Source organism: Sphingomonas xinjiangensis (assembly GCF_014199255.1).
In the GTDB taxonomy this organism is placed as follows: domain Bacteria; phylum Pseudomonadota; class Alphaproteobacteria; order Sphingomonadales; family Sphingomonadaceae; genus Sphingomonas; species Sphingomonas xinjiangensis.
Window position 1 is genome coordinate 121,657 of sequence record NZ_JACIJF010000002.1, and the last position, 23,605, is coordinate 145,261.

The following is a 23,605-nucleotide window of genomic DNA, read 5'->3' on the forward strand; positions in this document are numbered from 1 at the left end:
TCGTTCCATGAAACGGTACGCGTTTCTCGGAGCCCGCCGTCGCCGCGACAGGCGATTCGCGGCAATCAATCAGGCCAAGCTCACCACGAGCTTTCCGATCGCCTGCCGCGCTGCGATCCTGCTAATCGCGCGACCAGCGTCGGCGAGTGAGAAAACCTCTGTCACCTTCGGTGCGATCCGCCCTTCGTCCCAGAGCCGGAACAGCCGGTCCACATGCACCGCATTGGCTTCGGGATCGCGTGCGGCAAAGGCGCCCCAGAACACGCCGCATACATCGCAGCTTTTCAAAAGCGTCAGGTTGAGCGGCAGCTTGGGAATACCCGCAGGGAAGCCGACCACCAGATAGCGCCCCTCCCAGGCAATCGCCCGCAGCGCCGGCTCGGCATACTCACCGCCCACCGGATCGAAGATCACGTCGGCCCCGCGCGCGCCCACAGCAGCCTTGAACGCATCGCTCAGCGCCTTTGATTGATCGCGGTCGAACGGTGCGCGTGGATAGACCAGCACGCGATCCGCACCCGCCGACCGGGCCGCCGCCTCCTTCTCCGGGGAAGAAACGGCGGCGACCACCGTCGCTCCGAACGCCTTGCCCAACTCGATCGCAGCTAGCCCCACGCCTCCCGCCGCTCCGAGCACCAGCATGGTCTGGCCTTCACGCAGATTCCCCCGATCGAGCAGCGCGTGAATGGCCGTAGCATAGGTTAGCAGCAGGGCCGCGCCTTCCTCGAAACTGCGCGCTTCGGGCAGGCGGAAAAGCTGCGACGCGCCCACAACGATCTTTTCGGCAAGTCCGCCATGGCCGGTAACCGCGATCACGCGATCGCCGACTGACCAGCCGGTCACGCTCTCGCCGACCGCCGCGACAACCCCCGCAATCTCTCCACCGGGCGCGAACGGACGCGGCGGCTTGAACTGATACTTGTCCTCGATGATCAGGACGTCGGGATAGTTGATCGCACAGGCATGCACCGAAACCACCACCTGGCCTTCACCAGGTAGCGGATCGGGCACCTCTTCCAGCGTTAGGGTTTCAGGTCCGCCCGGCGCCTTCGACAACAGAGCCTTCACCGCCCACTCCCACCAGGGTCCAGGGCCGCGCTTGGGCGACGTCGGACTCGTATTTCGAAATTGCGGTATCTTGTGCCAGCGTCATGCCGATCTCGTCCAGTCCTTCGAGCAGACACCGGCGGCGAAACGGATCAAGCGTGAAACCGAACCGGTCCTGGTACGGCGTGGTGACCGTCATCGTCTCCAGGTCGACCGTGATCGGGTCGGTTCGCGCAACCTCGACCAGACGGTCTACTGCCGCCTGCGGCAGCACCACCGGAACGATGCCGTTCTTGAAGGCATTGCCTGAGAAGATGTCGGAAAAGCTCGGCGCGATGACCGCCTTGATACCCAAGTCGGCGAGCGCCCAAGCGGCATGCTCGCGGCTTGAGCCACATCCAAAATTGTCGCCGGCGACCAGCACGGGTGCACCGGCATAACGCGGATCGTCGAAGAGGTTCCCCGGCTGCGCGCGCACGGTTTCGAAGGCGCCCTTACCGAGCCCCTCACGCGTCGTGGTTTTCAGCCAATGCGCGGGGATGATGATGTCGGTGTCGATGTTCTTGGCGCCCCAGGGATAGGCGCGCCCCTCGACCTGGCGGACGGGCTCCATGGTCAGGCTCCTGCGGCGATCGAACGTGAGAAGTACGCGCTTCCCCGGCGGAGGCCGGGGCCCAGTTGCAATGCCGGCTCGGCACCGTACCCGCTTTTTGTCGACGCCGCCGAGACTGGGCCCCGCCCTTCGCCGGGGAACCGCATCACTTGGCCGCGGGCAGACCCGACGGCTGCGCCGACCTGCTGTGCGCCGAGGCATAGGCTGCCGCGCAGCCGCTCAGCACGGTGCCGATGATGAGTGCGTACAGCGCCCGCTTCATGATACAAATCCCTCACGCGTCCGCCGTCATCAAGTCCCTGACATCGGTCAAGCGCCCGGTCACCGCCGCCGCCGCCGCCATTGCCGGCGAAACGAGGTGCGTCCGCGCGCCCGGACCCTGGCGTCCTACGAAATTGCGGTTGGAAGTGGAAGCGCAACGTTCACCGGCCGGGACCTTGTCGGGGTTCATCGCCAGGCACATCGAACAGCCCGGTTCACGCCACTCGAACCCGGCCTCCACGAAGATACGGTCCAGCCCTTCCGCCTCGGCCTGGCGCTTGACGAGCCCGGAACCCGGCACGATCAGTGCCTGGCGAATACGGTCGGCGACATGATGCCCCTTCACCACCGCCGCGGCGGCACGCAGATCCTCGATCCGGCTGTTGGTGCAACTGCCGATAAAGACATGCTCGATGCCGATGTCCTGCATGCGCGTGCCAGCGGCGAGGCCCATATAGTCGAGCGACTTCTGCGCCGCGACGCGCTTGGACGGATCGGCGAAGCTCTCGGGGTCGGGCACCGCGCCGGTGATCGGCACGACATCCTCCGGGCTGGTCCCCCATGTGAGCGACGGCGCGATATCGCTCGCCTGCAACTGCACGGTAGCGTCATAGCGCGCGCCGGCATCGCTCGGAAGCGTCCGCCAATAGGCGACCGCCTTGTCCCAATCCGCGCCCTTGGGCGCCATCGGGCGCCCCTTGAGATACGCAAAGGTCGTCTCGTCCGGCGCGATCAGCCCCGAGCGTGCCCCACCCTCGATCGACATGTTGGAGACGGTCAGCCGTCCCTCGACTGACATCGCGCGGATCACTTCGCCGGTAAACTCGATCACATAACCGGTGCCGCCCGCCGCGCCGATCTTGCCGATGATCGCCAGCACCACGTCCTTGGGGCTGACGCCATAGCCAAGCGTGCCGTCGACGCGGACTTCCATGGTCTTCGATTGCGCGAGCAGCAGCGTCTGGGTCGCCATGACATGCTCGACCTCGGACGTGCCGATTCCGAAGGCCAGCGCCCCCAGCGCACCATGCGCCGAAGTATGACTGTCGCCGCACACCAAGGTGGTCCCCGGCAAGGTGAAGCCCTGCTCCGGCCCTACGACATGGACGATCCCCTGCCGCGCATCGAGCGCGTCGATATAGGGCACGCCGAACTCCGCGACATTCGCCCGCAGCGCCGAAAGCTGCCCCGCACTCGCCGGATCGGCGATCAACAGCGGTTGGCCCGCCGCATCGACCCGCGCGGTGGTCGGCAGGTTATGATCCGGCACCGCCAGGGTAAGGTCCGGCCGCCGCAGCGCGCGCCCGGCAGCGCGGAGCCCGGCAAATGCCTGTGGGCTGGTGACTTCGTGGACGAGATGGCGGTCGATGTAGATCAGGCAGGTGCCGTCATCCCGGCGTTCGATCACATGGTCGGCCCAGATCTTCTCGTACAAGGTGCGCGGTGCGTTGGACATGAGGGCGATCTAATAGAAAAGATCGCAGGGGCAACCCAATACGCAATTTTCCGAGTGCTAGTCCGCCGCCGTAATGGCCGCCCCTAACAGCGGCATTACAGAAGACAAAGCCACATGGGTCGTAGGTCAGCACGGCACCAGCGCCGCCGGCTGGGCTCGAGACGCCGTCAGGCGGAGCGAGTGCCTAGCACTGCTGTGCTACCGAATACCGCCCCACGCTCGGCGATCACTGCCGCAATTTGACAAAATAATTGGCTTATTGGACGTTGTGAAAGCCGATGGCTCGGACACACAACGAGTCGGGCATCGCGGAGCGAGACACGCCCGCATTGCAAGGGAGGATACCGATGGCGCTTGTTCGTCAGGCCATGCAAAGGCGAGCAATCGCGCCCGGTTTACATCTTCTTCTCGCGACGGTGTCGTGCATGGCATCGCCGAGTGCTGTGGACGCGCAAACTTCCGGCGCGTATGGCAGCGAGCGGGCGCCAATAGACGAGGCGAACCCGCTTGTCGGCACCGCTCCGCTGGATCGGCCCGAGTTGGTCGGCAATGCGCCACCGCCTGGTGAGCCCGTCTATTCAGGGCAAACTTCTCCTGGGGCTCGGCTGCCGCATAGCTCCGTCGAAGTAGCCCCAGTCAACGTCAATCTCGAACTCAGTTATCCAACAGGCGTCGGTGCGCCATATCATCATCCAAACCCGACGATGCTTGGCTTCACTGCAGGTGGGGGGCCTACCTATGGAGGCAGGGCCAAGCCATTCATCATGCCGATTGTCGGCGACTGGACGGTGCCGCCTGTTTACACCTCAGTTCATTATGACAAGGCACGCGAAACTGCGTCGCCCGGCTATTATGCGGTCGATCTCGACAGCGGGGTGAAGGTGGAGCTTACCGCTAGCCGATGGACTGGGTTGATGCGGTTCACCTTCCCGAAGAGCAGCCGGTCCAGCGTCCTTGTCAACCTGCCGCGCGCGGGCGGCACAGTAGAAGTGGTTGGCGATCACACCATTCGAGGCCTCGCCGAAGGGCGTGACAACGAAGTGGCCGATGGCCCCTACTTTGTAGCCGAGTTTTCGCGGCCTTTCACCAATTACGGCACCTTTCGGAAGGCGCCGGGAGACCGCTCCGTGTGGGGCATCGGCGATAAGGATGTGGAAGCCGCACGCCGCAGCGTGTCGGGCGGCTTCGCCGGAAGCTACATCACCTTTCCAACCGCGAATGGCGACAAGCTGCTGGTCAAAATTGCCCACGGGCACAGTTATGCCGAGGCAGAGCAGCGGCTTCGCGCCGAGAGCCCAGGCTGGAACTTCGACGGCATCCACGCCGCCGCCCGGCGTACTTGGGCGGACTTGCTCAACCGAGTGGAAGTGACCGGCGGAACGCGACGCCAGCGCCAACTCTTCTACTCGACACTGTACCACTCCTTTTCGAGTCCACGCCTGGTTGCACGAAAGGGCGATCAACTGCGCGGACGCAGCGGCAGCGCCGTCGCCACTGCCTATGACCGCTACAGCCCGGTCCCTTACTGGGACACGGCACGCAATCAGATCGCGCTGCTGGAGTTGCTGGAGCCGGACTTGCTAGCGGATGTCATGCGCTCGGAGTTGGAGACGGCTCGAGAGCGCGGGTTCATGAACACGTCGTTTCACGGCGATCACGCGGTGCTGATGTATCTGGGCGCCATGGAGCGCGGCGTGCCGTTCGACTATTCCGGCGCCTACGACTTTCTTCGGAAGAACGCCTTCGATCCCAATGGCCCTCGTCCCCACCTTGACGAATATCTCCGCCAGGGCTGGATATCCGACATCGTTCCGCCGGGTAGTCCAAGCCCGCCTTATGCCGGTGGAAAAGCGGGCATGGACAAGACCTTGGAATATGCCTGGGACGATTATGCACTGGGCCAGATGGCGCAGCGGCTGGGCAAGGGGGACGACGCGGCGGTGCTGATGAAGCGAGCCGGTAATTACCGCCATGTCTTCGACCGATCGACCGGGTTCATGCGCGGCCGCACTGCCGAAGGCCGGTGGATCGAACCGTTCGACCCTGGCGAGCCTTACTACAACTTCGCAAGCAAAGAAGCGTCGGGTTGGTCCAATCTCTGGCTCGTGCCACATGACGTGAGCGGGTTGATATCCCTGCTCGGCGGTCGGGACGCTTTCAATGCCAAGCTCGATGCGTTCTTCGCGACACCTTACGCTCCCAAGGGAATCTGCCGCGATTGCACCGGTCTGATCGGCCAGTACGTTCAGGGCAACCAGCCTGACCAGCACGCCCCCTATCTCTACGCCTGGAGCGGCCAGCCCTGGAAAACGCAGGCCTTGGTACGGCGTATCCTAGACCAGCTCTATGGCAGCGATGCGTCCGGCTATGGCTATCCGGGCATGGACGATCAGGGTTCGACATCGTCCTGGTATGCGCTGAGCGCGTTGGGCTTCTACCCGGTCGACCCATCGACCCCGCACTTCATCATCGGTAGCCCGATATTTGACCGCGCTCGTCTCAGGATGGGAAACGGCAAGGTGCTGGAGATCATTGCGCGCAACAATTCTGCGGCGAACGCCTACGTCCAGTCAGCGACTTTAAACGGTCGGCTATGGAACAAGCCCTGGTTCAGCCATGCGGATATCAAGGACGGCGCGACGTTGGTACTTACCATGGGAGCGAAGCCGAACACGGGCTGGGGCAGCGCGCCAGGTGCGGTGCCTCCTTCGATGTCGCGCATGGAACAATGAGCAGGCGTCACAGGAGCATAGGAGTGCAGATGAAATCGGCCGTTTCCTGGCCCGAGCTGCCTTCGCCGGCGGTGATGTGAAAGCGCAGCAGGCGCGCCTAGGAACGGCTTCGTCCATACCGGGCTGATAAGGCTGCGAAATCCCTGGGCAGCTCCGCGCAGGCGAAAACGAAGTGGTCGTCCAGTTCACCGATCCCCCCTCGGCGAGCAGCCAGCCGGGCGGCAAGTAGATCCTACATCACTATGGCATCGCTCGCCCGCTAATCGAAGGAATGGACTCGTCGCGGCGGGTGAACGCATACAGCTATCGGGTTGCTCGCCTTTGCTCACTTTCCTGCACTACTGTGTCGGGCAGAGGGGTATAGGCGGCGAACGCGCGTCAACGTCTGCCTTCCACCCGACTGCGGACATTGCAGGATTCACTCGCAAAATAGGATTTGTCCTGCTGTGCTCCATGCATGGCTGATCCGCTCGCTTCCGCTGCCTACCACCCCGGCTCTCGCCAGACCGCAACTTCGCAAACTTCACCTGCGCCGAAAAGCGGCGCGATCGGCAGGAATCCTGCGACTCATCATCCAACCAAAAGGTTGGTTGAGGGGCGATTCGCTAAGCTAGGCCTCGTACTTCGCAGTTGTCTTGGCGGCGACTTCCTCGGCGGCGACGCCGGGCGCCAGTTCGATCAGCCGGAACGGGCTGGCATGGTCAGCGCGCTGGAACACGGCCAGATCGGTGATGATCATGTCGACCACGTTCTTGCCGGTCAGCGGGAGCGTACAGGCGGGGATGAACTTGGGCTCACCGTTCTTGCTGGTGTGCTCCATCACAACGATGATTTTTTTGACCCCGGCAACCAGATCCATGGCGCCGCCCATGCCCTTGATCATCTTGCCCGGGATCATCCAGTTGGCGATGTCGCCCCGCTCGCTGACTTCCATCGCCCCGAGCACGGTCAGGTCGATATGACCGCCGCGGATCATCGCAAAGCTCTGCTCAGAACCGAAATACACCGAGCTGGGCAGTTCACTGATCGTCTGCTTGCCCGCATTGATCAGGTCGGGGTCCTCTTCGCCCTCATACGGGAACGGCCCGATACCAAGCATACCGTTTTCGGACTGGAGCGTCACCTCAACGCCTGCCGGGATATGGTTCGCCACCAGCGTCGGAATGCCGATGCCCAGATTGACGTAGAATCCGTCCTGCAGCTCACGCGCGGCGCGCGCCGCCATTTCGTCCCGCGTCCAGGGCATCACTTCTTCTCCTGTGGGTCGGTCCAGCGCACGGCAGGCGGAAACACATCATCCATGCCGCCCTTCAGCCCGGTGCCGTACACCGGGTTGGGCAGCATGAACCAGCCCGCCCCCCAGAGCGGCGCTACCAGGCTGACGCCGGCGCTGCTCCGCCGGGCCTGCACGCCCAGCTCGGGCGCATTGAACAGATCGCTGAAGTCGCCAAGCTGGTCACCCGCCATGGCGACGATGCAATAATGTTGGGAAATCCGCGCCCGCCGCGCGTCCTTGCCGCTCGGTTCGCCCTCGCCGCGCAGCCACAGCGTCTCGCCAAGCACCGCCGGACCAAGGCCCGCATGCTCCAACGCCGCCACGGTTTGCGGCGCGGTCGCGGCCGACCGGTTCGAGTTGAAGATGACAGTGAAGCCTTCGCGCCGCGCTGCTGCCAGCGCTTCGGCGGCACCCGGCACCGCCAGCACCTGCTCGGCGCCGGTCTGCTCCCAGCGGCTCCAGCGGCCGGCATCATAACCGCCGCCTCGCGCCGCCGCATCGGCTTCGTAGCCAAGGTTCTGGAGCACGGTCTCGTCAACATCCAGCACCACCGCCATCGGCCGCTTGCCGCAAGTCTCGAACTTGAGATTGTCCAAGGTCGAACCGGGCGACAGCACGACCGACTTGGCCTGCGACTTGTCGCGCAGGTAGCCGATCTCGACACGCAGGTAGTTCCACAGCGCCTGATAGGCCTGGTAGCTCAGCGCGGCGGCTTCACCGGAACCATAAAGATACTGCATCTCCGGCGGGACGTTGCCGGTGTTCGTCTTTGCGGCAACTGTGCCGTCGGGTGCGGGCAATTGGGTGAGCCCGGTGACCGTGACGCGTTTCCCGTCTGGCGTGACGATCACCTGACCGGCGACAGGCGCCTTTACCTGCTTGTCCCGCTTGGCGCGCCGTTCGCGCTTGTCCTGCCGATCCTGGCGCACCTTGTAGATGCCGCCCGCCGCCGCAACCGGCACCGCCGCCGCGATGCAGCCCGACAAGGCGAACCCCGCCCCGGCCAGCACTGCCGCCGAAAGTCGAACCACGCTCATGCTGCGCCGTCGCTCCCGGCGCGTGGGCGAACGGTGCGGAATTCGATCTTCTTGTCGTACGGCGCGCCGACGACCATCCGCTTCACATAGATGCCGGGCAAATGAATTTGATCGGGATCCAGGCTGCCGACCGGCACCACGTCCTCGACCTCGGCGACGCATACCTTGCCCGCAGTGGCCATGGGCTGGTTGAAGTTGCGCGCGGTCTTGCGGAAGATCAGGTTGCCCGCCTCGTCGGCCTTCCAGCCCTTGATGATCGACAGGTCGGCGCGGATGCCGCGCTCCAGGATATACTCCTCCCCCTCGAAGGTCTTGACCTCCTTGCCCTCGGCGACCAGCGTACCCACGCCCGTTTTTGTGTAGAAGCCGGGAATGCCAGCGCCGCCGGCGCGGCAGCGCTCGGCCAGGGTGCCCTGTGGGCAGAACTCTACCTCCAGTTCGCCCGAAAGATATTGCCGCTCGAACTCCTTGTTCTCCCCGACATAGGAAGAGATCATCTTCCTGACCTGGCGGCTGCGCAGCAGCTTGCCCAGACCTTCATTGTCGATCCCGGCATTGTTGGACGCGATGGTCAGATCCTTGACACCGGAGGCCTGGATCGCGTCGATCAACCGCTCCGGTATACCCGACAAGCCGAACCCGCCCGCGCAGATGGTCATGCCATCGAACAGCAGTCCCTCCAGCGCTGCGGCTGCGTCCGGGTAAAGCTTCTTCATCGCCGGTCCTCTCCTAAACCGAAGGCGGCGATAAGCCAGCCTCGGGCGAGGGTACAGCCCCCTTTTGCTTCTGCGCGGGCGCAGGGTAGGAAGGTGCATGACCCAGCTTCGCACCGGCGGCCGCATCCTTGTCGACAATCTGATGGCACAAGGGTGCGACCGGATCTTCCACGTGCCGGGCGAAAGCTTCCTGGCCGTGCTCGACGCGCTGCACGACACGCCGGAGATCGATCTGGTCACCTGCCGGCAAGAGGGCGGCGCGGCGTTCATGGCGTGTGCCGACGCGGCGATGACGGGGCGGCCGGGCGTATGTTTCGTAACGCGTGGGCCCGGCGCGACCAATGCCTCGATCGGCGTACATGTGGCCATGCAGGATTCGCAGCCGATGCTGTTGTTCATCGGCGACGTCGACCGCGGCATGCGCGATCGGGAGGGGTTCCAGGAAGTCGATCTGCCTGCCATGTTCGCGCCGCTCGCCAAATGGGCGACGCGGATCGAGGACGCGGCGCGCATCCCCGAATATGTCGCCCGCGCCTGGAACGTCGCGATCAGCGGACGACCAGGCCCAGTGGTGATCGCGCTGCCCGAGGACATGCTGCTCGACGTGGTCGAAGCAGTGGACCGCCCGCCCCTGCCCCGCCTCGACCAGGCGCCGGACGCGCGCGCGATGCAGACGCTCTCGGCGCTGCTCGACAGCGCACAGCGCCCGATCGCGATCGTCGGCGGTGCGGACTGGAACGCCGCTGCCGGCGCGCACTTCGCTGCCTTCGCCGAGCGGCGCGGCCTTCCTGTCGCCACTGCGTTCCGCCGGCAGGATGCGCTGCCGGCTGGGTGTCCGGTCTATGCCGGCAATCTCGGCTATGGCCCCAATCCCAAGCTGGTTGCGCGGATCAAGGCCGCCGACCTGCTGCTGGTCGTCGGCGCCCGGCTCGGCGAGGCGACCACCGATGGGTACACGCTGGTCACGCCCGATCATCCGGGGCAGACGCTGATCCACGTCCATCCCGATCCCGGTGAATTGAGCCGCGTATATCATGCCGACGTCGCGATCTGCGCCGACATGCCGAGTTTCGCCGCGGCGATCGCGCTGGACAATCGCGGCACCCCCTCGCGGCTGGGCGCGGAGGCGCATGCCGAGTGGCGCGCCTGGTCCACCCCCCAACCGCGTGAAGGCGTCGCGCTGGATCTGGGCCAGTGTGTCGCCGCCATGCGCGAAGCGATGCCGGCGGACACGATCATCTGCAACGGCGCGGGCAATTTCTCGGGGTGGTGGCACCGGTACTGGCACTATGGCGCGCAGCCGTCGCAGCTTGCCCCGACCGCCGGCGCAATGGGCTATGGCGTGCCGGCCGCCGTGGCAGCGGCGCTGCGCGCGCCGGAGCGGCAGGTGGTCGCCGTCGCCGGCGATGGCGACTTCCTGATGAATGGCCAGGAACTCGCGACTGCCGTGCAGCACGGTGCCAACCTGATCGTGATCGTCGTCGACAATGCCGCCTATGGCACCATCCGCATGCACCAGGAGCGCGAATTTCCCGCCCGCCTTTCCGGCACGACGCTGCGCAACCCGGATTTCGCCGCACTTGCGCGCGCCTTTGGCGGATGGGCCGAGACGGTGGAGCGGACGCAGGACTTCGCACCTGCGCTCGACCGGGCGTTGCATCAGAGCGGTGTTCGCCTGCTCCACCTCAAGACCGATGTCGAAATCATCACTGCCGCGACCACCATCACCGCTATTAGGAATCGCTGAACCATCTCTCGTTAACGTGCACCACAAAGGAGACCTTCATGTCGTGGCGTAACGTACATATCGGCAAGGAAAACGATCAGTTCGCGCTCAAGGGCGTGAAGGTGTGGCAGCAGGAGTGGCGCTGGATCAACGGCCAGACGGTCCGCCTGCCCAACCCGCTCGACTCATCGCAGACCGAGTCGTTTTCCGTCTGCGAAGTAGGCTCTGCCCGCAGCCCCGTACGGTTCGCCGCCGCCCGGCTGCCGAGCCGGCTGTGGGCGTTCTACGTGAACGACTGAAACGAGAAGGGGCGGCCCGTCTCCGGACCGCCCCTTCCCCTGCGTAAGCTCGTCAGGTCAGATGTCGTCGCCCAGCGCGCCCTTGACCTTGCCAGTGAACTGCTCGCCCTTGCCCTTGAGCTGCTGCGCGGCGCCTTCGTCGCGCGTCGCGGGGTTCGGCGACTGCTGCTTCACCTTGCCGACCAGTTCGTCGACATTGCCTTTGATCTTGTCGGTAAGTTCACCCATGATCATTCTCCTGGCTGCGGGGCCGGCGCCGTGTCGGCGCTCTTGCATCCCATTGCAGACGATAACGGCTTCGGCAGCCTCGGGTTCCTAACGCGCCGGCACTGCGACGCTGTCCAGAAACGCCAGCACCGCCTTCCACGCCGGCTCCGCGCCGTTCGGATTGTGCTCACGCAGGAGCGTGGAAGACCCGTGCACGCCGCCCAGCTTGGGGATGAACTGGACCTTGGTTTCAGCGGGCGCAGCCTCGATCACGCCACGCGCCGCATCGATTTCCCGCCCATCTTGGGCTGAGGTCACAAAGAGCGGCGTGCGCGTCTTTGCGGCGGCTCGCGCAAGCAGGTTGCGATCGCCGAAATACTCGGCCGGCGAAAACGCCAGCGCCCCTGCAACCGCGTCCGGCCGCTCGGCCGCGAGCAGCACCGCGAGCGATGCCGAATAGCTGCTGCCCCACAGGATCACCGGCAGCTTCTTCGGCTTGGCCCAGCCCAGCGCCGCCACCAAGTCGGGCTTCGCGTCCAGATACCCAACGCGCTTGCCCAATCGCTGCGCGGTCGGGTTGCCGCCGAACAAGTCGCCGCCCACACGCTGGTCGATGCGCAGCGACGCAAAGCCGGACTGCGCCAGCCGCGGCGCGATCAGCGCGTATTCGTCCTTGCCTGATCTATCCTGGTGAAACAGCAGGATCAGCGCGCGGGGATGTTCGACCTGCGTATAGACGCCGTCGATCTTCACGCCGTCCGCCGCGGTGAGCGTGACGGGCTCGGCGGAGATGCGGCCGGGCGACACTTGGCTGCCTGCCCCCTGCCCCGATGGGTGGCAGGCACCAAGCACCAGCAGCCCGGCAAGCACCGCCGCGCGCATCAGATCAGGCCGGCCAGCGGGCTGGACGGATCGGCATAGCGACGTTTGGCCATCCGCCCGGCACGATAGGACAGCCGGCCCGCCTCGACAGCGGCCTTCATCGCCGATGCCATCAGGATCGGTTCCTTGGCCTCGGCGATGGCGGTGTTCATCAGCACGCCATCGCAGCCAAGTTCCATCGCCACTGCCGCGTCTGATGCCGAACCGACACCGGCATCTACCAGCACGGGCACCTTTGCCCCTTCAACGATCAGCCGGATCGTCACCTGGTTCTGGATGCCCAGCCCGGACCCGATGGGCGCACCCAGCGGCATGATCGCTACTGCACCGACATCCTCCAGCCGCTTGGCGGCGATAGGATCGTCGACGCAATAGACCATCGGCTTGAAGCCCTCTTTGGCAAGGATCTCGGTTGCGCGCAGCGTCTCGACCATGTCCGGGTATAGCGTGCGCGCTTCGCCCAGCACTTCCAGCTTCACCAGATCCCAGCCACCCGCCTCACGCGCCAGCCGCAGCGTGCGGATCGCGCTGTCGGCGTCGAAGCAGCCAGCGGTGTTGGGAAGGTAGGTGATCTTCTGAGGATCGATATAGTCGGTCAGCATCGGCGCGCTCGGATCGCTGACGTTCACCCGGCGCACCGCCACGGTGACGATCTCCGCACCCGATGCTTCCACGGCCGCCGCATTCTGGGCGAAATCCTTATACTTGCCGGTCCCGACGATCAGCCGCGAGCGGAAGGTCTTGCCTGCAACGCTCCAGCTGTCCTCCGCAGTGACTGCGCGCGCATGGTCGCCGCCGCCGACGAAATGAACGATTTCCAGTTCATCGCCATCCTCGACCAGCACCTCGCCCAAGGTTGAGCGCGGCACCACTTCCAAGTTGCGCTCCACCGCAATCTTTTCGGTCACCAACCCCATTTCCTCGGCAAGCTTGAGAATGGTGAGTCCGGCGGTGACACGCTTGTGCTCGCCATTGACGCTGATGGAAACGGTGCCGTCGGTGTGCATGAACCAGCCTTGGATTTGATCGGGGACGCGGGGTCATATAGGGTCGGCCGCGCTGACGCCGCAACCGGAAGGCACTTTCTTGGCTGACACGATCTACGTCCTCAACGGTCCCAACCTCAACCTGCTGGGACTGCGCGAGCCTGAGGTCTATGGCCATGACACGCTGGACGATATCGCCGGTCAGCTGGAGGATCGGGCACGCGAGCTCGACCTCGTCATCGACATGCGCCAGTCCAATCATGAGGGGCATCTGATCGATTGGCTGCACGAAGCGCAGGCGCGCGGCGCCCAGGCCGTGATCCTCAATCCGGGCGGCTACACGCACACTTCGGTGGCGCTGCACGATGCGATTCGCAGCATCGCCACACCGGTGATCGAAGTACATCTATCGAATCCGCACGCGCGCGAGGACTTCCGGCATACAAGCTTTGTCGGGCGTGCCGCGCGCGGAACCATCGCCGGCTTCGGGGCGCTGAGCTACATGCTTGCGCTTGAAGCTGCCGCGCGACTCTGACAGAGGGCGCGGTTTCATCCGTATAAGAAGGGTCGTCTGTGGCCGAAAACAACAACAGCGGGGCAATTCAGGTGGATATAGAGCTGGTGCGCCAGCTCGCTGCCGTGCTCGACGATACGCAGCTCACTGAGATCGAAGTGGAGGACGGCACCCGCCGCGTCCGCGTAGCGCGCAAGGTGCAGGCTGCGCCTGCGGCGATGCACATGGCGCCGCCGATGGCGATGCCCGCGCCCGTCGCACCCGCAGCGGCACCGGCGGAAGTCGGCGCATCGGCGCCCGCCGCCACGCAGAACGCCGTCAAGTCGCCGATGGTCGGCACTGCCTATCTGAAGCCGAACCCCGAAGCGAAGGCGTTCATAACCGTCGGCGACAAGGTCGCGGCTGGTGACACGCTGCTGATCATCGAGGCGATGAAGGTGATGAACACCATCAACGCGCCCGCCGCCGGCACCGTCCGCGCGATCCTGGTTGAGAACGGCCAGCCCGTCGAGTTCGACCAGCCGCTCGTGGTCGTCGAGTAAGCATGCCGCAGATCAAGAAGCTTCTGATCGCCAATCGCGGCGAGATCGCGCTGCGCATCCACCGCGCGTGCCATGAAATGGGCATCAAAACCGTCGCGGTGCACTCCACCGCCGACGCCGATGCCATGCACGTGCGCCTGGCCGACGAGGCGATCTGCATCGGACCGCCGCCGGCGGGCGAGAGCTATCTCAACATCCCGAACATCATCTCGGCGGCGGAGATTTCTGGCGCCGACGCGATCCACCCGGGCTATGGCTTCCTGTCCGAGAACGCGCAATTCGCCGAGATCGTTGAGGCGCACGGGATCAAGTTCGTCGGGCCCAAGCCCGAGCATATCCGCACCATGGGCGACAAGATCGAGGCGAAGCGCACCGCCGGCGCGCTGGGGCTGCCGCTCGTTCCCGGCTCGGACGGCGCGATCAGCGACGTGGCCGAGGCGAAGGCAATTGCCGAGCGTGCCGGCTATCCGGTGATCATCAAGGCGGCGTCGGGTGGCGGCGGCCGCGGCATGAAGGTCGTGCACGATCCCGCCGAGCTCGAAACCCAGATGCTCCAGGCGGGCTCTGAGGCGAAGGCGGCGTTCGGCGACGCCACGGTGTATCTGGAAAAATACCTCGGCAATCCGCGCCACATCGAATTTCAGGTGTTCGGCGATGGCAACGGCAATGCCGTGCATCTGGGCGAGCGCGACTGCTCGCTCCAGCGCCGCCATCAGAAGGTGCTCGAAGAAGCGCTGTCTCCGGTGATCACGCCCGAGGAGCGCGAGCGCATGGGGGCGATCGTGGCCAAGGCGATGGCCAACATGGGGTATCGCGGCGCCGGCACGATCGAGTTTCTGTGGGAAAACGGCGAGTTCTACTTCATCGAGATGAACACCCGCCTCCAGGTCGAGCATCCCGTCACCGAGATGATCACCGGTCTGGATCTGGTCCGCGAGCAGATCCGCGTTGCCGAAGGGCACCCGCTCTCCGTCCGCCAGGAAGAGATCGAGTTCCGCGGCCACGCGATCGAGTGCCGCATCAACGCCGAGGATCCCAAGACCTTCGCACCCTCGCCCGGGAAGGTGACGTACTTCCACGCCCCGGGCGGGATGCACGTCCGCGTCGATAGCGGCATCTATGCGGGCTACAAGATCCCGCCTTATTACGACTCGATGATCGCCAAGCTGATCGTCTTCGGCCGAACCCGTGAAGGTTGCATCCGCCGCCTCCGCCGCGCGCTTGAGGAGTTCGTGGTCGAAGGGGTGAAGACCACCATCCCGCTCCACCAGGCGTTGCTCGACGAGCCCGACTTCCAGTCCGGCAACTACACGATCAAATGGCTGGAAGAGTGGCTGGCGAAGCAGGACGCGTGAAGGCGACGATCTACCACAATCCGCGATGCTCCAAATCGCGCGAGGGGCTGGCGATCCTTCAGGATGCCGGCGCCGAGGTGGAGATTGTCGAATATTTGAAGAACCCGCCCTCCCGAGCCAAACTTGCGGAGCTCTACGCCCGCGCGGGGATGACGCCGCGTGCGGGGCTGCGCGTGGCGGAAGATGCAGCGCGGCCGCTGAAGAGCGCCGACGCCGACACTATCCTCGAGGCGATGGCCGTCGATCCATTGCTGATCGAACGGCCGCTGGTGGAGACCGAGAAGGGCGTGTGCCTGGGCCGGCCGCCTGAAAAGGTCCGCGAAATCCTGTGATCGCACCGCGGTGAGTCAGCCAGGAGCAATCGCACGGCCCGGCGACACCGCTTGGCGTATCGAACAGGCCACCCGCGTGTCGGTGATCGTCGATGCTGAAGACTATTTCCGTGCCGTCCGCGACGCGATGCTCGAGGCCAAGCACCAGATCCTGCTGATCGGCTGGGACTTCGACGCCCGCATCCGCTTGGCCAAGGCATGCGACAACGCCCCCGGAGCACCTGAGCAAGTGGGGCCGCTCCTCACTTGGCTCGCTAACCGCACGCCTTCACTCAACATCTACTTGCTCCGTTGGGACATGGGCGCGCTCAAGTCGTTCCTGCGGCCCAAGACGGTCGCGACGATCGCTCGCTGGCTGATGCACTCACGCATCCACCCGCGGCTCGACGGGCACCACCCCCCCGGCGCTTCCCATCACCAGAAGATCGTGGTGATCGACGATTGTCTCGCCTTTTGCGGCGGCATCGACATGACCGGTGGCCGCTGGGACACGCGCGAGCATCTCGACGACGATCCGCGCCGCGCCAACCCGGGCTGGCGGCAGCACGGACCGTGGCACGACGCCACCACTGCGCTACAAGGCCCGATCGCCAAGGCCCTAGGCGAACTCGCCCGCACCCGCTGGGCGCTTTCGGGTGGGCCAGAGATCCCTGCGCCACCCCCAACCGACCTGTGCTGGCCCGAAATGCTCACGCCGCATTTCGAAAACATCCAGGCGGGCATTTCCCGCACCCAGCCCGAAGTGAAGGACGACGAACCGATCCACGAGATCGAGCGACTCTACCTGGCGCTGATCGCCAGCGCGCGGCGGACGATCTACGCCGAAAGCCAGTATTTCGCCTCGCGCCGCATCGCCGAGGCGATAGCTCGCCGGCTGGACGAGCCCAACGGTCCCGAAATCGTCATCGTCAATCCGGAAAAGGCGGACGGCTGGCTCGAACAGCTCGCGATGGATACGGCGCGCGCCCGGCTGTTCGAGGCGCTGCGCCAGCGCGACCGCCATGGCCGCTTCCGCCTCTATCATCCCTTCACGGCGGGCGGTCAGCCCATCTATGTTCACGCAAAAGTGCTGGTGGTTGACGATCAGGTGCTGCGCATCGGTTCGTCCAACTTCAACAACCGCTCGCTGCGCCTAGACACCGAATGCGACGTGACGGTGGAGGCCACCGACGACACCATGCGCGCCAGCATTCACGGAATCCGCGACGGCCTGCTCGCCGAGCATCTCGGCAGTACGCCGGAAGAAATCTGCGCTGCCATCGCCGAGAGAGGCTCGCTGGTCGCCGCAATCGAAGCGCTGCGCTCCCGCCCCGGCCGCACGCTCCGTCCGTACGAGACGCCCGACCTCACCGTCGTCTCGGCGTGGTTGGCCGAAAACGAAGCGCTCGATCCCGAAAATCCGGAGGATCTGTTCGAGCCCGTCGCAAGCGGTGGCCTCTTCCGTCGCCTGCGCAAACCGGGGTAGGAAGCCGCACCAACACGGAGCCGCATCATGCCCACAAGTCCCTGGCAACACCACCGCAACACCGGCCTCGCCGACGACATCGACTTCGAGATCAAGGGCCAGGAACTCCAGTTCGTCGAGATCGAGCTCGATCCCGGCGAAAGCGCGGTGGCAGAGGCTGGCGCGATGGTGTGGAAAGACGCGTCGGTGAACATGACCACCGTGTTCGGCGATGGCAGCGGCGGCCAGGGCGGCGGCTTCATGGGCAAGCTGCTCGGCGCGGGCAAGCGGCTCGTCACCGGCGAGAGCCTGTTCACCACCGTCTTCACGCATGAAGGCCGCGGCAAGGCCCGGGTCGCGTTTTCCGCCCCTACCCCGGGCGCGATCCTGCCGATCAAGCTCGACACGCTCGGCGGCGCGCTGATCTGCCAGAAGGACAGTTTCCTCGCCGCCGCCAAGGGGGTGTCGATCGGCATCCATTTCCAGCGCCGCATCATGACCGGCCTGTTCGGCGGCGAAGGTTTCATCATGCAGCGCCTGGAGGGTGATGGCTGGGTCTTCGTTCAGATGGGCGGCACCGTGGTCGAGCGCGTGCTGGCACCCGGCGAGGAGCTCCATGTCGACACGGGCTGCATCGCCGCTCTCACGCCCAGCGTCGATTTCGACTTGATTGCGGCCGGCGGCGTCAAGAGCATGATCTTCGGTGGCGAAGGCGTGTTCTTCGCGCGCTTGCGCGGGCCGGGTAAGGTCTGGATCCAATCGCTGCCCTTTTCCCGCCTCGCCGGCCGCATGTTCGCAGCTTCCGGCGCATCGGGCGGCGGCAATCGCGGCGAGGGGTCGGTGCTCGGTGGCCTTGGCGACCTTATCGGGGGCAACCACTAAGCAAGGGGTGCGGCAATGGCGCGGTTGCAGATGACGACGCTGATTCGGCAGCATTGGTTCTACCTGTTGCTCCCGCTCTGGTTCGCGGCGTCGGTCAATCTGCACTTCGTGCACGATTGGGCACGCCAGCCGCGCTTCGGGGAGGCTGCCGCGCTGTTCGATTGGTGCCTGTTCGTCCCGGCGCTCTATGCGCTTTGCTACCGCGGTCGCCGGCCGGCCAAGGCGGTCGCGGTCCGCGTCGTCGCGCTGGTGTGCACCGGCGTCTGGGTGGCGGGCCGGACGGTACCCGATCCCGCCGAACTGGTGCTGCGCGAGCTCGGGTGGCTGCGCGGGATCGGCGTTGCCGGACTGCTGCTGCTCGAACTCGGCGCAATGATTGCCATGCTGCGGATCGCCTTCTCGAAAAAGGCCGACGCGCAGGCGCTCGTCGACACCGGCCTTCCCCCGCTGGTCGCCCGCCTGATGCTCGCCGAAGCACGGTTCTGGCGCTGGCTCTTCAGACGCCGGCCACCCTGATCGTTGATCGACCGCTTCAATCGGTCTGACCGACGGAGATCGTTTTCCACGCGGGCGTTCAACGCATAGGCTGCATCAACACGACCGCAGAGAGGAGCCTCCCGCATGGACGCCGTCACCGAGAACAGCCCGATCAATGATCCGAAGAAACAGCCTGAGGCGCTCCGCCGCCTGCTCGGCCAAACGCCGCGCGACTGGTGGCCCGAGCAGCTCAGCCTCGAGATCCTCACCCAGAACGGCGTCTCGCCCAACCCGTACGGCCCCGACTTCAATTATCGCGAGGAGTTCCAGAAGCTCGACTATTGGGCGGTCAAGGAAGACCTGAAGGCGCTGATGACGGATAGCCAGCCTTGGTGGCCGGCCGATTACGGGCATTACGGACCGTTCTTCATCCGCATGGCCTGGCACTCGGCCGGTACTTATCGCACGGGTGACGGCCGTGGCGGCTCCTCATCGGGCGGGCAGCGCTTCGCGCCGCTCAACTCCTGGCCGGACAACGGCAATCTCGACAAGGCGCGCCGGCTCCTCTGGCCGGTCAAGCAGAAGTACGGTGCGCGGCTCAGCTGGGCAGACCTCTTCATCCTGACCGGCAACGTCGCGATCGAGTCGATGGGCGGCCCGACCTTCGGTTTCTCCGGCGGCCGTGAGGATGTGTTCGAGCCCGCGCGCGACATCTATTGGGGAACCGAGCAGGAATGGCTCGGCCAGACCCGCATCGACGAAGAAGCGGGCCTTACGCTCGAGAACCCGCTCGCCGCGATCCAGCACGGCCTGATCTACGTGAACCCCGAAGGTCCAGGCGGCAAGCCAGACACCAAGGGCTCGGCTCGTGACCTGCGCGAGACGTTCAGCCGCATGGGCATGAACGATGAGGAAACCGCCGCGCTCACCGCGGGTGGCCACACCTTCGGCAAGGGGCACGGCGCGGGCGATCCGTCAAAGCTAGGCAAGGAGCCCGAAGCCTCCGACATTTCGCAGATGGGCCTGGGCTGGGCCTCCGAGCACGAAAGCGGCATGGGCGACCACACCATCACATCGGGTATCGAAGGCGCGTGGACCCCAACCCCCACCAAGTGGGACATGAGCTATTTCGACATGCTGCTCGACCACGAATATGAGCTGGTGAAGAGCCCGGCAGGCGCCAACCAGTGGCAGCCGGTCGGCAACCCGGAAGAGACCCAGGCACCGGCGGCACATACCCCGGGCAAGAAGGTCGCGACGATGATGACCACCGCCGATAAGGCATTCAAGGATGACGCGAACTACCGCGCCATTCTGGAAAAGTTCCGCGCCGACCCGGCCTATTTCGCCGACACCTTCGCCCGCGCCTGGTTCAAGCTGACGCACCGCGATATGGGTCCCAGGAGCCGGTACATCGGCCCCGAAGTCCCACAGGAAGACCTGCTGTGGCAGGACCCCATCCCGGCCCCCGAACGCGATGCGATTACTCCCAATGACGCCGCCGGCCTCCGCCTGCTGATCGCCAAATCGGGGCTGTCGGTTTCTGAACTGGTCACCACCGCCTGGGCCTCGGCCTCCACTTATCGCGGATCGGACCGTCGCGGCGGCGCCAACGGTGCGCGCATCCGCCTTGCCCCGCAAAAGGATTGGGAGGTCAATCGGCCCGAGGAACTCGCCCGCGTCCTCAAGGTCTATGAGAGCATCAAGGCGGAGTTCGAGGGCAGCAGCGCCCAGGGGCGCAAGGTTTCGATCGCCGATCTGATCGTGCTCGGCGGCTCGGTCGGCATCGAAAAGGCGGCACTTGCCGCGGGTCATGCGATTGAAGTGCCCTTCACCCCCGGGCGCACCGACGCGAGCCAGGAGCAGACCGATGTCGAGAGCTTCGCGGTGCTCGAACCCAAGGTCGATGGCTTCCGCAACTATCTGTCGACTCGGTTCACCGTGCCGACGGAGGAACTGCTGGTCGACCGCGCGCAGTTGCTCGGCCTGTCAGCGCCGGAGATGACGGTGCTGGTCGGCGGTTTGCGCGTCCTGGGTGCCAACCATCCCAAGGCCGAGAAGCACGGTGTCCTCACCACCCGCTCGGGTACGCTGACCAACGATTTCTTCATCAACCTGCTCCAGATGGCTACCGCCTGGAAGCAGGTCTCTGAAGAGAGCGACCAGGAGTTCGTCGGCACCGATCGCCACACCGGCGAGCAAGTGGGCACCGCGTCGCGCACCGACCTGGTGTTCGGGTCGAACAGCCAGCTGCGCGCCATCGCCGAGGTCTATGCCTGCGACGACGCGGGTCAGAAGTTCGTCCGCGACTTCGTCAGCGCTTGGGTGAAGGTGATGAACGCCGATCGCTTCGACCTGCTGAGGTAAATCAAATCCTCCCCCGGAGGGGGAGGGGAACCAGCGAAGCTGGTGGAGGGGTAGTTTCCACAGGCCATATAGCCTCGTGGAGACTACCCTTCTGCTACGCTGTGCGTGCCACCTCCCTCCGGGGGGAGGATTTTAGCGCCTGCCGCTCCGCCTCTACTCACGCGAACAGGTGACGCCGTCAAAAGCCCTCGCTATGGGCTCCAGCCATGACTCAGATCACCCCCGAGATCGTCGCCGAGCACGGCCTGTCCCCTGAGGAATATGAGCGCGTCCTGAAGGCAATGGGCCGCGAGCCCAACCTGACCGAGCTCGGCATTTTCTCGGTGATGTGGTCGGAGCATTGCAGCTACAAGTCGAGCCGCATCCACTTGAAGAAGCTGCCAACCACGGGTCCCCAGGTGATCTGCGGCCCCGGCGAGAATGCCGGCGTGATCGACATCGGCGACAACCAGGCCGCCATCTTCAAGATGGAGAGCCACAACCATCCCTCGTACATCGAACCGTATCAGGGCGCCGCGACCGGCGTGGGCGGCATCCTGCGCGACGTGTTCACCATGGGCGCGCGGCCGATCGCTAACATGAACGCGCTGCGCTTCGGCCGGCCCGATCATCCCAAGATGCGCCACCTGATCGCCGGCGTGGTTCATGGTATCGGCGGCTATGGCAATTGCGTCGGCGTGCCGACGGTGGGCGGCGAAGTGAACTTCCACCCCGCCTACGATGGCAACATCCTCGTCAACGCGATGACCGTGGGCGTCGCTGATCAGGACAAGATTTTCTATTCCGCGGCTTCGGGCATCGGCAATCCGATCGTCTATGTCGGCTCCAAGACCGGCCGCGACGGCATACACGGCGCCACCATGGCCTCGGCCGACTTCGGCGAAAATTCGGACGAGAAGCGCCCCACCGTCCAGGTCGGCGATCCGTTCACCGAAAAGCTGCTGATCGAAGCCTGTCTCGAGCTGATGGCCTCGGACGCGATCGTCGCGATCCAGGATATGGGCGCCGCAGGCCTCACCTCCTCCTCGGTCGAAATGGCCAGCAAGGGCGGCGTCGGCATCGAGCTGGTGATGGACGATGTGCCCCAGCGCGAGGAGGGCATGACGCCCTACGAGATGATGCTGAGCGAAAGCCAGGAGCGCATGCTCATGGTGCTGAAGCCCGGCCGCGAGGATTTTGCCGAGGCCATTTTCCGCAAGTGGGAGCTCGACTTCGCCGTGATCGGCCATGTCACCGACACCGGCCGCATGGTGCTGAAGTGGAAGGGCGAAACTGTCGCCGACATCCCGCTCGCCCCGCTCGCCGACGAAGCGCCGCTCTACGACCGCCCGCACGTGCCGACGCCCAAGCCGGCCGAGCTCACGAACGTGCCCGAGAGCGTCGATCCGGCTGCCGATCTGCTCAAGCTGATGGGCTCGCCCGACATCGCCAGCCGCCGCTGGATCTGGGAGCAGTACGACCACATGGTCGGTGCCAACACTGTCCAGCGTCCGGGCGGCGACTCCGCGGTGGTCCGCGTCCACGGCACGCAGAAGGCGCTGGCGATGACTACCGACTGCACGCCGCGCTATTGCTTTGCCGATCCGGTCGAGGGCGGCAAGCAGGCGGTCGCCGAGGCCTATCGCAACCTTTCCGCGGTCGGCGCTACCCCGCTGGCGGTCACCAACTGCCTCAATTTCGCCAACCCGCAGCGCCCCGAGATCATGGGCCAGATCGTCGGCTGCCTTGAGGGCATGTCGGAAGCGTGCCGCACGCTCGACTTCCCGATCGTCTCGGGCAACGTCTCGCTCTACAACGAGTCGAAGGCGACCGGCGGTGGTTCGGCGATTCTCCCCACCCCCGCGATCGGCGGCGTGGGGCTGCTCAAAGATTGGCAGAAGAACTGCACGATCGGCTTCAAGGGCACCGGCGACATCGTCATCGCGCTGGGCGAGCGCGCCGGTCACCTCGGCCAGTCTATCTGGCTGCGCGAGATCCATGGCCGTGAAGAAGGCCCTGCTCCTGAAGTCGACCTGATGATGGAGCGCCGCCTCGGTGCATTCGTCCGCTCGGCAATCGGCACCGGCTGCATCACCGCCTGCCACGACGTGTCGGACGGCGGCCTCGCCGTGACCCTTGCCGAAATGGCGCTCGCCTCGAACATCGGCGTGATCATCGATCAGCCCCAGCCCTTCGGCATTGCCGGCTCGCTGTTCGGCGAGGACCAGGGCCTGTACGTCGTGACGGTGAAGGATGAGGCGCTGGCCGACTTCCTCGTCGCTGCGGACAAGGCGGGCTTGGTCGCTGACCCGATCGGCCGCACCATCGCCAGCCGGCTCATCTTCGAGCTGGAAGAAGGGGACTTCTGTGTCTCCTTGAGTGATCTCAAGGCGGCGCACGAGGGTTTCTTCCCAACGCTGATGGGCGAAGACGCAGCGCTCGCCTGACGGCATGGGGCGCTCCAGGCGTTTGGGC

21 protein-coding genes are annotated in these 23,605 nt (G+C 65.2%); 12 read left to right on the forward strand and 9 right to left on the reverse strand.

Going from position 1 to position 23,605, the window contains the following annotated elements:
• Nucleotides 1-69: 69 nt before the first annotated feature.
• The 3 genes from FHT02_RS03905 to leuC all read right to left on the reverse strand — a co-directional run bounded on the left by FHT02_RS03905 (nucleotide 70) and on the right by leuC (nucleotide 3,377).
• Nucleotides 70-1,068, reverse strand: a complete 999-nt coding sequence (locus FHT02_RS03905) for a zinc-binding dehydrogenase (protein ID WP_184084494.1) — start codon at nucleotides 1,066-1,068, stop codon at nucleotides 70-72.
• A complete protein-coding gene (gene leuD / locus FHT02_RS03910; protein ID WP_184084497.1) occupies nucleotides 1,031-1,660 on the reverse strand; it encodes a 3-isopropylmalate dehydratase small subunit in 630 nt (209 codons plus the stop codon). The genes FHT02_RS03905 and leuD overlap by 38 nt, the downstream gene beginning before the upstream one ends.
• 274 nt (nucleotides 1,661-1,934) lie before the next feature.
• On the reverse strand, nucleotides 1,935-3,377 hold the full coding sequence (gene leuC / locus FHT02_RS03915) for a 3-isopropylmalate dehydratase large subunit (protein WP_184084500.1): 1,443 nt from the start codon (nucleotides 3,375-3,377) through the stop codon (nucleotides 1,935-1,937).
• Between the two features lie 425 nt (nucleotides 3,378-3,802).
• Between leuC and FHT02_RS03920 the strand changes: the two genes are divergently transcribed.
• Nucleotides 3,803-6,109 carry a GH92 family glycosyl hydrolase gene (locus FHT02_RS03920; protein ID WP_221239296.1) on the forward strand — a complete coding sequence of 769 codons (2,307 nt, stop codon included), beginning with the start codon at nucleotides 3,803-3,805 and terminating at the stop codon, nucleotides 6,107-6,109.
• 610 nt (nucleotides 6,110-6,719) lie between these two features.
• On the opposite strand, the gene FHT02_RS03925 is transcribed toward FHT02_RS03920, so the two are convergent.
• From FHT02_RS03925 to FHT02_RS03935, 3 genes are read right to left on the reverse strand one after another with little or no spacing between them, the layout of a single operon-like run.
• Nucleotides 6,720-7,355: a CoA transferase subunit B gene (locus FHT02_RS03925; protein WP_184084502.1), complete on the reverse strand. Its 636-nt coding sequence runs from the start codon at nucleotides 7,353-7,355 to the stop codon at nucleotides 6,720-6,722.
• Nucleotides 7,355-8,422 (reverse strand): HAD family acid phosphatase, encoded by a 1,068-nt coding sequence (locus FHT02_RS03930; protein WP_246352179.1) that lies wholly within the window; start codon nucleotides 8,420-8,422, stop codon nucleotides 7,355-7,357. The genes FHT02_RS03925 and FHT02_RS03930 overlap by 1 nt, the downstream gene beginning before the upstream one ends.
• Nucleotides 8,419-9,138 carry a CoA transferase subunit A gene (locus FHT02_RS03935; protein ID WP_184084504.1) on the reverse strand — a complete coding sequence of 240 codons (720 nt, stop codon included), beginning with the start codon at nucleotides 9,136-9,138 and terminating at the stop codon, nucleotides 8,419-8,421. The genes FHT02_RS03930 and FHT02_RS03935 overlap by 4 nt, the downstream gene beginning before the upstream one ends.
• A gap of 97 nt (nucleotides 9,139-9,235) precedes the next feature.
• Between FHT02_RS03935 and FHT02_RS03940 the strand changes: the two genes are divergently transcribed.
• Both FHT02_RS03940 and FHT02_RS03945 read left to right on the forward strand, forming a co-directional pair.
• Nucleotides 9,236-10,885 (forward strand): thiamine pyrophosphate-dependent enzyme, encoded by a 1,650-nt coding sequence (locus FHT02_RS03940; protein ID WP_184084506.1) that lies wholly within the window; start codon nucleotides 9,236-9,238, stop codon nucleotides 10,883-10,885.
• 38 nt (nucleotides 10,886-10,923) lie between these two features.
• The gene (locus FHT02_RS03945) at nucleotides 10,924-11,163 is read left to right on the forward strand and encodes a hypothetical protein (RefSeq protein WP_184084508.1); all 240 of its coding nucleotides are present in this window, start codon (nucleotides 10,924-10,926) and stop codon (nucleotides 11,161-11,163) included.
• 57 nt (nucleotides 11,164-11,220) lie between these two features.
• Here FHT02_RS03945 and FHT02_RS03950 read toward each other — a convergent pair whose 3' ends face one another.
• From FHT02_RS03950 to thiS, 3 genes are all read right to left on the reverse strand, one after another.
• On the reverse strand, nucleotides 11,221-11,391 hold the full coding sequence (locus tag FHT02_RS03950; RefSeq protein ID WP_184084510.1) for a CsbD family protein: 171 nt from the start codon (nucleotides 11,389-11,391) through the stop codon (nucleotides 11,221-11,223).
• Nucleotides 11,392-11,478: 87 nt separating this feature from the next.
• Nucleotides 11,479-12,252, reverse strand: coding sequence for an alpha/beta hydrolase (locus FHT02_RS03955; RefSeq protein WP_184084512.1), 774 nt, complete (start codon nucleotides 12,250-12,252; stop codon nucleotides 11,479-11,481).
• Entirely contained in the window at nucleotides 12,252-13,259 is a 1,008-nt protein-coding gene (gene thiS / locus FHT02_RS03960) for a sulfur carrier protein ThiS (RefSeq protein WP_184084515.1), read from the reverse strand. The genes FHT02_RS03955 and thiS overlap by 1 nt, the downstream gene beginning before the upstream one ends.
• A 79-nt stretch (nucleotides 13,260-13,338) precedes the next feature.
• Here thiS and aroQ point away from each other — a divergent pair, with 79 nt between their 5' ends.
• From aroQ to purL, 9 genes are all read left to right on the forward strand, one after another.
• Complete coding sequence (gene aroQ, locus FHT02_RS03965) at nucleotides 13,339-13,773, forward strand: type II 3-dehydroquinate dehydratase (protein ID WP_184084517.1); 435 nt, start codon at nucleotides 13,339-13,341, stop codon at nucleotides 13,771-13,773.
• Nucleotides 13,774-13,811: 38 nt separating this feature from the next.
• Nucleotides 13,812-14,294, forward strand: a complete 483-nt coding sequence (accB, locus tag FHT02_RS03970) for an acetyl-CoA carboxylase biotin carboxyl carrier protein (protein ID WP_184084519.1) — start codon at nucleotides 13,812-13,814, stop codon at nucleotides 14,292-14,294.
• A gap of 2 nt (nucleotides 14,295-14,296) precedes the next feature.
• Nucleotides 14,297-15,649, forward strand: a complete 1,353-nt coding sequence (accC, locus tag FHT02_RS03975) for an acetyl-CoA carboxylase biotin carboxylase subunit (RefSeq protein WP_184084521.1) — start codon at nucleotides 14,297-14,299, stop codon at nucleotides 15,647-15,649.
• Entirely contained in the window at nucleotides 15,646-15,981 is a 336-nt protein-coding gene (gene arsC / locus FHT02_RS03980; protein ID WP_184084523.1) for an arsenate reductase (glutaredoxin), read from the forward strand. Before accC ends, arsC begins: the two co-directional genes overlap by 4 nt.
• Nucleotides 15,982-15,991: 10 nt before the next feature.
• Complete coding sequence (locus FHT02_RS03985) at nucleotides 15,992-17,446, forward strand: phospholipase D-like domain-containing protein (RefSeq protein WP_184084525.1); 1,455 nt, start codon at nucleotides 15,992-15,994, stop codon at nucleotides 17,444-17,446.
• Nucleotides 17,447-17,473: 27 nt separating this feature from the next.
• Nucleotides 17,474-18,307, forward strand: coding sequence for a TIGR00266 family protein (locus FHT02_RS03990; RefSeq protein WP_184084527.1), 834 nt, complete (start codon nucleotides 17,474-17,476; stop codon nucleotides 18,305-18,307).
• Nucleotides 18,308-18,322: 15 nt separating this feature from the next.
• Nucleotides 18,323-18,823, forward strand: a complete 501-nt coding sequence (locus tag FHT02_RS03995; protein ID WP_184084530.1) for a hypothetical protein — start codon at nucleotides 18,323-18,325, stop codon at nucleotides 18,821-18,823.
• Nucleotides 18,824-18,928: 105 nt separating this feature from the next.
• Complete coding sequence (gene katG / locus FHT02_RS04000; RefSeq protein ID WP_184084533.1) at nucleotides 18,929-21,151, forward strand: catalase/peroxidase HPI; 2,223 nt, start codon at nucleotides 18,929-18,931, stop codon at nucleotides 21,149-21,151.
• Between the two features lie 206 nt (nucleotides 21,152-21,357).
• Complete coding sequence (gene purL, locus FHT02_RS04005; protein ID WP_184084536.1) at nucleotides 21,358-23,577, forward strand: phosphoribosylformylglycinamidine synthase subunit PurL; 2,220 nt, start codon at nucleotides 21,358-21,360, stop codon at nucleotides 23,575-23,577.
• The last annotated feature ends 28 nt before the right edge of the window (nucleotides 23,578-23,605 follow it).